The following is a 9,747-nucleotide window of genomic DNA, read 5'->3' on the forward strand; positions in this document are numbered from 1 at the left end:
CTTAGTTTAATCCTTCAAAATAATCCTTAATAAGATCCTTTAAGCTTTCTGGTAAATTACTATTATTAGCACCTTCTAAAGCGCTATTAGTGTAATCCCCTATGACCTTATCATAATCTATCTTATTCCCATCTAAATTAAATCCATTTTCTGAATCTATACTTTGAGAATCTCCATTTTCATTTTTATTTCCAGTTAAGTTTTCATCATTCCCAACATCTCTTCCTGGGATATACACTTGTTCTCCTGGCTTATTATCTATATCATTTTCATTTCCTACATCACTTCCAGTATCCCAGCCTTGACCTGATCCACTTCCGCTTCCTTGTCCTTGACCATTTCCTGAACCACTTCCAGAACCTTCTCCTTCCCCAGAGCCTTCTCCTTCTCCAGAACCCTCACCTTCTCCAGTTCCTTCACCTTTATTTTTATTACCACTACTATTGTTTTGTGAATTTTCAATAGCTTCCTTTAAGGCTTCAGCATCTAACTTTCCATCTAAAACTGAATTTGAAGCATTTTCTAAAGCTTCCTTTAAATTTTCATCATTAACACCTTCAGCTGCACTTGCTAAGGATTTTGATAAATTATTAAGCTCACTTGAACTCATATTTCCTATAGATTTCTTTAAATTTCCTAATGCCTTTTCTAAAGCTTCACTATCCTTTGATAATACAGCCTCACCTAAATCTTTACTTTCTTTTTTCTTTATAAGTTCATTAGTAAGCTTATTTAAATCTTTTTTAGCTTCTTCTTCTTTTTCTTTATTAAATTTATCTAATAAATTCTTTTGCATATTTTCTATATCTTCTTTGCTTTTTTCACTGCTTGATTTTTCTTTTGCCTCTTCTAGCTTCTTTTCCATTCTTTCTAAGGTTTTATTTACATCAAGCTTTTTATCACTTTCTTTTAATTCCTTCTTTGCATCTTCTAATATCTTTTTTATTGCTTCCTTTTCTTCTTCTGATAAATTTTCTAACTTATCCACATTTTTACTTTCTTCTTCAACCTTCTTAACATATTCCTGTTGATACTTATTGAATTCTCTTATATTACTAGCTTCCTTTTTAGCTGTTGTATCTATAAAAGAAGTTAAAAAACATAGACAAATTAATGATATGACTAAAATTATTTGTTTTTTATCTATAGAAATTTTTAGATTTTCTTTGATATTAAAATTTTTAATAAACTTTACAGTATCATTTTTTTGAGCAATAGATATATTATCTTCTTCATTTATAAATTCTAAAGATGTAGTTAATCTTTCTTTTAACCCCTTAGAATCTACTATTAATGCAACCTTTTTATTATCTGGTGCTTTAATAAATCCAAAAACTATAATTCCTATTAAGCCTATTATAAGTATTCCTAAAGAAATCTCTTCTATATAAGGAATAGTTATAAATAAAGATATTAATAGTAAGGATAATATTAAGCATAATAGGTATTTTAAACCTATTATGCTTAAATTAATTATAAAGTTAGCTTTAATTCTTTTTGATGCCTTTTTTATAAAGGTTAATATTTCATTATTTAAAGAATTCATTTTGCTACTCCTTTACTTTTTTCTTTGACCTTTCTTTTTTTCTTAATTTAAATTTCTTTCTATTTAATGGATTTAATCTTCTTCCAGCTAAAAATATAAATATAAAACTTAATATAATTTGAACTCCAATACTAATATAATCTGCATATTTTGAAAGCCCCACTTGTCCTATAAAGTACACAGAATTCCCTCCAAAACCAACTTGATTAGATAACATTACAAAAAATCCAGTAGCAGGACTTAAGTAAGCAATTGGTGAAATCTCTGGAGTTTTTCCATTGTAACCCATTCTGTACGTATTGATTAGAAGGAAGATATAAGCAATTACTATTGTTCCTACAAATATAAATAACACTAAAGCATAAGTTAATGCTGTTGCAACCTTTGAAGTTTTAGAGTACGTAGAAATAAATACTCCAATAGAACCTACAAATATTGTACTAATTATAAAAGATCCAACTAAAATCAAAATATTTCCAAGCTTAATACCACCTATTAATCCACAAATAGCATATAAAGGTATTGTACAAATTATTAGCATTATTACTTTTAATGATGATGCTAGTAGCTTTCCAAATATTATTTGAAATGAACTTAATCTTGTTGATAGCAAAATATCTAGTGTTTGCTTTTCTCTTTCTGAGCATATTGAAGTTGATGTTAATGATGGCACTATAAACATTAATAATATAGCTTGAATTACTGCCATAATAATATAAAGAGTAACTGCTCCTTGTGGATTTACTCCTGATGCATAAACATCTGAGCTATAACTGCTATAAAATATTAAAGTACCTACTGATAAAACTGCAATATATACTAATAACATTAAAGAAAATCTTGGAGTTCTTACAGATAATTTACTTTCATTTCTTAAAACCGGATTTAACTTCATATTCTATTTCCCTCCTTTATTATCATCTTCAGTTATTTGTATAAAGACTTCTTCTAAGTTTCCTGCTGCCTTGCTATAGCTTATAACAGGAATATCCTTCAATATTAAATCTTTTAAAATATCTTTAGCTTCTTTATCTCCACCAGCTAAATTTATAGTAACTTTATTACCATCTATATATATTTCTTTAACCTCTGATTTTTCTTTTAATAACTTTATTGCACCCTCTACATTATCCATAACTGTTATATTTATAGGGGCAGTACCTGATGCCATAAGCATAACTTCTTCTACAGTTCCTTCACAAACTATATCCCCATTTTTAATTATTCCAATTCTAGTACAAATCTCACCAAGTTCAGATAAAATATGAGAAGAAACTATTATGGTTTTACCCATTTCTCTTAAGTTCTTTAATATTCCTTTCATTTCAAATCTTGCCCTTGGGTCCATACCTGATGCTGGCTCATCTAATATTAATAATTCTGGATTATGAACTAAACATCTGGCTAAGCATAATCTTTGCTTCATTCCTCTAGAAAGTCCATCTACATTGGCATCCCATTTATCCTTAAGATTAACAAGTTCTAATAAATCCATAGATAACTGTCTTGCTTCTTCTCCAACAATCCCATATATAGATGCATAAAATTCTAAATACTCTATAGCTCTTAAATTATCATATACTCCAAAGAAATCTGGCATATATCCTATTTTATCTTTTAAAGCTTTATTATTCTTAATTGCATCTATTCCATCTACATATACTTCACCACTATCTGGAGATAAAAGTCCTGATACTATTTTCATAGTTGTACTTTTTCCTGCTCCATTTGGTCCTATAAATCCAAAAATTTCACCTTTTTCAATTTCTAAATTTACTCCCTTTAACGCTTTAAAATTACCATAAGATTTTTCAAGATTCTTTATAACTAGCATTATCTATCCCTCCCCTTAACAGTAATTCTTGGAATCATTGATTGACCACCCTTACCTGAATCAGTCACTATATACTTAACTTTAACTGTATTATTATCTATATAATTTTCTAAATCCTTAATTTTTTCATAGCCTTGAGACATTAAAAATTTATCATAAGTTCCTGTTTTATAGTTATAAATATACTTTTCTGCATTATCTCCTTGAGAATATCCATATCTATCTATTCCTTCTTTAATAATTAAATCTAAAACTTCTATATTTTCATCAATTTCATATTTAAATACTACTTCACCTTGACCATAAATATATCCACCATAGTCATCTATATGAACATTAGTAGAAGAAGACTCTACAGTATAATCAAAATATCCATCTGGGAAGTTATAATTACCATCCTTATCTTTAAAATCTAAATCAATATCTTGAACTATTGCTGTTGTATCAAACTTTGAAACTGATTTATTATTAAAATTAATGTCATAATCTATAGGTAGCTTTGTAATAGCAATTAACTTAATATCTCTATTAATACTAATTTCCTCAGAAACAGCTCCTATTAATGCGGATACTCTTAATATATTTTCAAACTCCTCTGAATTTATATCCCCCTTCTTATTCCATTTAGCATCATAATATTTTTGATTTAAAGTATCAGAATAAGCTTGAAGTCCGTTAGCTCCTGCTACTTTTAAATCACTAAAGTCTTTTTCTTCATCTTTATTTATTGAACCAATATCCCATACATTTCTTCCTGCTACTACTATTAATTTTTTAATATAATAACCTAAAGTATTCTTAACTTTTCCATTTAAGTTTCCTTCGGATAGATTAAAAGAAGATTCAATTTTAGATATTATTTCTTCCTTTCCAACAACCTGAAAAGTTTTCATATCTAAAGCATCACTATTACTAAAAGTAAAATAAGAATTATTTCCACTATAAGTTGTCTTAACTCTTAAAACATTACTTACTGTATCTTCATCAGGATTACCATAATAGTAATTGTCTGCAGTTAAATAACTCATATTTAAATTTTCTGGTTTTTCAATTATTACATCAGCTTTATATTTACTACCTATTCCTAGATATCCTTTAATACTTGCTTTTCCACTTTTATCTACTGAAACAATATTGTTTTGATTTAACACAATATCATTTACCCTTGTAGATGATCCCATAAAGTAAATTATAAAAGCAAAAACTATAGATATTACAGGAATTGCAATCCAAGTTAAATCTCTCTTATTTAACTTCTTTAAAACTAAATAAGCTATTATTCCAACTATAAGTGCATATAAAGAAAGAACTACTATTAAAGATTTAACAGATACTATTTTATTTATTGGAATATTTCTTGTTAATTCACTTGTTCTATAATATTGCTGATTATATCCACCATTCATACTATTTTGAAAAAATGTATTTGAGGCATCTGATATTATATTCTTAAAAAACTCCCCTGAATCCTTTGATGATATTAAAGGCTCTAAACCTAAATCAAAGGTTGTAACTATTATTTCTCCTTTTCCCCTTGTAACTGAATAAGCTAAAGGAGTATCATTACTTCCACTTTTAAGCTTGCCATCTTTTATTTCTAAATTTGAAACAATAAGCTTTAAATCATCATTTATTAACTTAATATTTTTTTCCTTACTTCCATTTGATTTTATATCTAAGAAATTATTATCTATATTCTTTACAGTTTTTCCTTCATTAGCTCCTGAACCAATTATTAATGTTCCACCTTTATTAATCCAAGAATTTAAAGCATTATATTGTTCATCTTTTAAGTTAGACATATTGTAATTATTAATAAGAATAATGTCTAATCCATCTATATTTAAACTATTTTCTCCAATTATCTTTTCATCTAATTGAACCTTTTCAATTACACCGTTATATCCAGGGTTATTAGTATTTGTAAAGCTTATACTTCCTGTATAGCTTAAAGAAGTTTGATCATCACTTAATACTCCCATAAATAAATTAGATTCGCTTACTCTACCATTAGAAATTAAGCTTTTCTTTTCAAATAAAACTTTTCCATTTTCAACAAGGTTAACTGTTATTTTGCTATAACCTTCTAATAATTTTATTGGTATAGTTACCTTCCCAGTCTCACCCTCTGAAACTGAAATTTCTTTACTATAAGCATCATATGTAGATGAATATGAACCACTTGTTCTTATTTCTACCTCTCCATTAAAGTCCTTTTCTAGACTCGTAAATTCCACAGTAACAGGAATATACTTTAATGCTCTGTACTTGCCTTCTATACCTGAAGTAACTTTCACTTCGTAAGCTTCACTTTTAGTATCTGCCTTGGTAATTAAATTACTAAAATTTAAAGTAATAATTGCTAAAACCATAAACACTACTAATAAGCTTTTTTTGAAAAATAGTCTCATTATCTTTCCCCCTAATTTATAAAATTTCTTACATATTATAAGTCTAGACCAAATAATAGAAATTTACCTTAACAAAATCTTAAAATTTCCTTATTTTCTCTAAATATACTTATCTTATAGCTTTAATTCTAACATTATTATTTTCTTATTTCCACAATATGTTAAATGTATATTTTTTTGTAATACTTTTATCTTTCTTATAAAAAATATAGTCCATAAATTTATTAATATAAATTCATAGACCACTTATAATTATTTATTATATTTTTCTTTTAGTTTATTTATATCTTCTCTACTATCTACCCATTCTTCAGTATATCCACAATTACAACATAAATATCTAGTTACATTTACTGTACCCTTCCAAAAACCTACTTGTATGTTATTACCTGTTCCATAAGGCCCTGTTACTCCTGGTATCTTTATAATATTTTTATCATTACACTTTGGACAAACTCTGCTATTTTTCATATTCTCTAATCCCCTTTATCTTTTTACTTTCTATTTATAATAATATTACAAATCATTTATTCTATATTTTACCATTATCATAAATATCTTATTTAGAATACATTAACTATATATTAATACTTTAAGGAGCTTTTATGAAATATTTTATTAAAACCTTTGATAATGCTAGGATTTTAGTAGAAGATCTTAATTCTGATATAGAAAAAACAATATTATTTATACATGGATGGCCACTAAATCATAATGTATTTGAATACCAATTAGATTTTTTCCCTGATAAAGGATATCGTTGTATAGGTGTTGATTTAAGAGGCTTTGGTGAATCTGATAGGCCTTATAATAATTACGACTATGATACTATGGCATCAGATGTAAAGAAAATAATAGATATTTTAGACTTAAAAGATATAACCTTAGTAGGACATTCTATGGGTGGTGCTATAGCTCTTAGATATTTATCTAAATATAATTGCCATGGAGTTTCTAAACTTTCTTTAATAGGTGCTGCAGCTCCTAGCTGGGTAAAAACTAAGGATTTCCCATATGGCTTTACTGAGGATACTGTTAATGCTTTTATTAAAGACTCTCTTTCTGATAGGCCAAACCTTTTAAAGAATGTATCAGATAAATTCTTTTTTAAATATATATCTAGCCCTATGTTAAATTGGTTTAGTAATATTACTTTAAGTGCTTCTCCTTGGGGAACTTTTAAGTGTCTGATTAGTTTAAGAGAGGAAAGATTATTTGAAGATATTGAAAAAGTTAGTATTCCAACTTTAATTCTTCATGGAGTACATGATTTAATTTGTCCATATGAATTTGCTAAATATTTAAATGAAAAGATTAAAAATTCCACTTTAGTTCCATTAAATGAAAGTGGTCATGGAGCTTTTATAGAAGAAAAAGACAAGGTAAATATAACCTTATTAAACTTTATAAAGTAGCAAAAGAGATAAACATTATATTCCTTGCTCCGTCGCATACGCTCCAAGTCGCCGTCATACAATGTTTATCTCTTTGCAAACTAAATAAATAAAATTATAAAATAAGTTTTAAAATATCATATCCAGGTTCCGTCGCATGGCTCCAAGTCAACCTCATACAATGTTTATCTCTTTACAAACTTAATGAAGGAAATTATAAAAATATTATTCTAGGGTAATGTTTTTATAATTTCCAAAAGGATAAAATAAGTGTTCGGATATTACTGTCTATTTTGTTAGGATTTCATTTAATAATTCTGGGTAGTCTGTGAATACTCCATCTACCTTATTTGCAATACACATTCTCATGTAAATTGGATTGTTAACTGTAAATATATTTACTTTTAAATTATTTTTATGTGCTTCTTTTATTAATTCTTCATTTACAAGTCTTAAATCTGGATGTATATACTCTACTCCTAAGGCTTTTGCATACTCTGCTACATTTTCTATAGGTTTTTCATATAACATTCCTGTTTTTATATTGCTTATTAATTTAACTTTTTTTATTGATTCGTGATTGAAGCTAGATAATATAATTTTGTCTTGGATTTTATATTTTTTTATTAAATTAACTACATCCTCTTCTATTCCTTCATATCTTATTACATCAGTTTTTAATTCAATGTTTAATAAGATGTCTTTATCCTTTATTAAATCTAAAACTTCTTCTAATGTTGGAATATGACATTCTTTATTATCTCTAAAAAGTTTTTTTCTGCTTTTTAGTTCCTTTAATTCTTTTAATGTAAAATCCTTAACTAAACCTCTTCCAATAAAAGTACGTTCAACATCTTCATCATGTATTACTACTAATTTGTTATCTTTACTTTTATGAACATCAATTTCTAATCCATTTGCTCCAGACTTTATACCTTCTTTCAATGATAATATAGTGTTTTCAGGATAATCATTACTTGCTCCTCTGTGAGCAAAATTAATCATAATTTTAGTCTCCTTATATATTAAAATTTTTAAAAACAACAATATTTATTATCAAAATTTTTAAAGAATAAATTTAACACTATAATTGTAAATTTATTCTTTCTAAAAGTAAATTTATTTTTTATTATATGCAAAAAAAGTGTTAAAATATCATATTAGGTTTTGGTACAAACTCCAAGTCACCTTGCTATGATAGCTTAACACTTCAAAATTAAATAGTATAAATTATATTTTTATAATTTTGCTATTTTTAAATAATCTAAACTTTTAACCTCTTATATATTATGACAGTTTTCATAAAGACCTTCTACTTTTTCCCAGTCTATTACATTCCATATATTCTTAACATAATCCGCTCTTAGATTTTTATATTTTAAATAATAAGCATGTTCCCATACATCTATAGTAAGAATAGGAATTAAGTTATCCATAACAGGTGAGTTTTGATTTACTCTCTTTACTATAGAAAGCTTTCCTTCTTCATCTTTAACTAAAAATCCATATCCTGATCCAAATTGACTTATAGCAGCATTACTTAATTCTTCTTTTAAATTTTCTACACTTCCAAAAGTCTTATTTATTTCTTCAAGTAATTTACCTTCTGGTTCCTTCTTAGGTGTAGGCGAAAGAATTGAAAAATATAGATTATGATTAGATACTCCTCCACCATTATTTACTACAGCCGGTCTTATTTCTTCTGGTAAATCTTCTATATCCTTTATTAATTGATCTAAGTTTTTTCCTTTTGTATATTCTTCATAACCTTCTAAAGCTTTATTTAAATTTGTTTCATATGTTTGAAGATGCTTTCCATAATGAGTTCTTACAGTTTCTTCATCAATATATGGCTCTAAGGCATTAAAAGCATAAGGTAATTCAATTTTATTATACATTAATATCATCCTTTCAAATTATCTTTAAATATAATTTATCCAGAGATATTATATTTATTCAAAATATTATCTTAATTTATTCCCACAATAAGGACAATAATCATATTTACTATCAACAATCTTTTTACAAGCATTACATACTGAAGTGTAATTATAATTAGTGTTTATCTCCTTTAAATCCCAATATGTTATTTCAATATTGTCTCCATTCTCTATGCCCTTCCCCTTCTCCTTAGGAATAGAAAATACTTTATTACAACTTTCACATACTACATAATATTCTTCATTCCATTTAAAAAGCGGTATAAAGAAAAAATGAAAATATCTAAAAGATTTTATTAATTTTCCACGTTCTATTTTATTACATGATTTACACTGTATTTTTTCAATAATTTTTATTTCTTTTTCTTTATCTTCTATACCAAAAATCCCTATAAAAAACATAGTCTTCTCCTTTATTTTAAAAAATATAATTTACATCATTTTAACATCTTTTAGATAAAAGTAACCATATGTAAGTTTACCAAATCCACTTATTATAGTAAATTTACATATATCTACTAAAAATCAAATAAGAAGCTAGAATTTCTTTAACTCTAACTTCTTTTATGAATTATTATATATATCTTTAATGCTAGTTTTAATTATCACTAAAATATACTCC

At 26.4% G+C, this 9,747-nt stretch carries 9 protein-coding genes; 1 reads left to right on the forward strand and 8 read right to left on the reverse strand.

Annotated features, from left to right (window positions below; translation table 11 throughout):
* Position 1: 1 nt before the first annotated feature.
* From H9660_RS00505 to H9660_RS00525, 5 genes are all read right to left on the reverse strand, one after another.
* Positions 2-1,546, reverse strand: coding sequence for a pectinesterase (locus tag H9660_RS00505; RefSeq protein WP_191747431.1), 1,545 nt, complete (start codon positions 1,544-1,546; stop codon positions 2-4).
* Positions 1,547-1,550: 4 nt separating this feature from the next.
* Entirely contained in the window at positions 1,551-2,441 is an 891-nt protein-coding gene (locus tag H9660_RS00510) for an ABC transporter permease (RefSeq protein WP_191747432.1), read from the reverse strand.
* A gap of 3 nt (positions 2,442-2,444) precedes the next feature.
* Positions 2,445-3,380, reverse strand: coding sequence for an ABC transporter ATP-binding protein (locus H9660_RS00515; protein WP_191747433.1), 936 nt, complete (start codon positions 3,378-3,380; stop codon positions 2,445-2,447).
* On the reverse strand, positions 3,380-5,791 hold the full coding sequence (locus H9660_RS00520) for a hypothetical protein (RefSeq protein ID WP_191747434.1): 2,412 nt from the start codon (positions 5,789-5,791) through the stop codon (positions 3,380-3,382). Before H9660_RS00520 ends, H9660_RS00515 begins: the two co-directional genes overlap by 1 nt.
* A gap of 252 nt (positions 5,792-6,043) precedes the next feature.
* A complete protein-coding gene (locus H9660_RS00525; protein WP_191747435.1) occupies positions 6,044-6,262 on the reverse strand; it encodes a hypothetical protein in 219 nt (72 codons plus the stop codon).
* 134 nt (positions 6,263-6,396) lie between these two features.
* Here H9660_RS00525 and H9660_RS00530 point away from each other — a divergent pair, with 134 nt between their 5' ends.
* Positions 6,397-7,206, forward strand: a complete 810-nt coding sequence (locus H9660_RS00530; RefSeq protein WP_191747436.1) for an alpha/beta fold hydrolase — start codon at positions 6,397-6,399, stop codon at positions 7,204-7,206.
* Between the two features lie 267 nt (positions 7,207-7,473).
* Here the strand turns inward: H9660_RS00530 and H9660_RS00535 are convergent, their stop codons facing one another.
* The 3 genes from H9660_RS00535 to H9660_RS00545 all read right to left on the reverse strand — a co-directional run bounded on the left by H9660_RS00535 (position 7,474) and on the right by H9660_RS00545 (position 9,527).
* Positions 7,474-8,190 (reverse strand): glycerophosphodiester phosphodiesterase, encoded by a 717-nt coding sequence (locus tag H9660_RS00535; RefSeq protein WP_191747437.1) that lies wholly within the window; start codon positions 8,188-8,190, stop codon positions 7,474-7,476.
* A 275-nt stretch (positions 8,191-8,465) separates the two neighbouring features.
* The gene (locus H9660_RS00540; RefSeq protein ID WP_191747438.1) at positions 8,466-9,083 is read right to left on the reverse strand and encodes a superoxide dismutase; all 618 of its coding nucleotides are present in this window, start codon (positions 9,081-9,083) and stop codon (positions 8,466-8,468) included.
* A gap of 66 nt (positions 9,084-9,149) precedes the next feature.
* Positions 9,150-9,527, reverse strand: coding sequence for a zinc ribbon domain-containing protein (locus H9660_RS00545; protein ID WP_191747439.1), 378 nt, complete (start codon positions 9,525-9,527; stop codon positions 9,150-9,152).
* Between the last annotated feature and the right edge of the window lie 220 nt (positions 9,528-9,747).

This window comes from Clostridium gallinarum (assembly GCF_014836325.1).
In the GTDB taxonomy this organism is placed as follows: Bacteria; Bacillota; Clostridia; order Clostridiales; family Clostridiaceae; genus Clostridium; species Clostridium gallinarum.

What these genes read in the sequence shown, in the direction of transcription:
- H9660_RS00505 (WP_191747431.1), bottom strand. Translation starts at nt 1,546, where the DNA reads ATGAATTCTTTAAATAATGAAATATTAACCTTTATAAAAAAGGCATCA.
- H9660_RS00510 (WP_191747432.1), bottom strand. Translation starts at nt 2,441, where the DNA reads ATGAAGTTAAATCCGGTTTTAAGAAATGAAAGTAAATTATCTGTAAGA.
- H9660_RS00515 (WP_191747433.1), bottom strand. Translation starts at nt 3,380, where the DNA reads ATGCTAGTTATAAAGAATCTTGAAAAATCTTATGGTAATTTTAAAGCG.
- H9660_RS00520 (WP_191747434.1), bottom strand. Translation starts at nt 5,791, where the DNA reads ATGAGACTATTTTTCAAAAAAAGCTTATTAGTAGTGTTTATGGTTTTA.
- H9660_RS00525 (WP_191747435.1), bottom strand. Translation starts at nt 6,262, where the DNA reads ATGAAAAATAGCAGAGTTTGTCCAAAGTGTAATGATAAAAATATTATA.
- H9660_RS00530 (WP_191747436.1), top strand. Translation starts at nt 6,397, where the DNA reads ATGAAATATTTTATTAAAACCTTTGATAATGCTAGGATTTTAGTAGAA.
- H9660_RS00535 (WP_191747437.1), bottom strand. Translation starts at nt 8,190, where the DNA reads ATGATTAATTTTGCTCACAGAGGAGCAAGTAATGATTATCCTGAAAAC.
- H9660_RS00540 (WP_191747438.1), bottom strand. Translation starts at nt 9,083, where the DNA reads ATGTATAATAAAATTGAATTACCTTATGCTTTTAATGCCTTAGAGCCA.
- H9660_RS00545 (WP_191747439.1), bottom strand. Translation starts at nt 9,527, where the DNA reads ATGTTTTTTATAGGGATTTTTGGTATAGAAGATAAAGAAAAAGAAATA.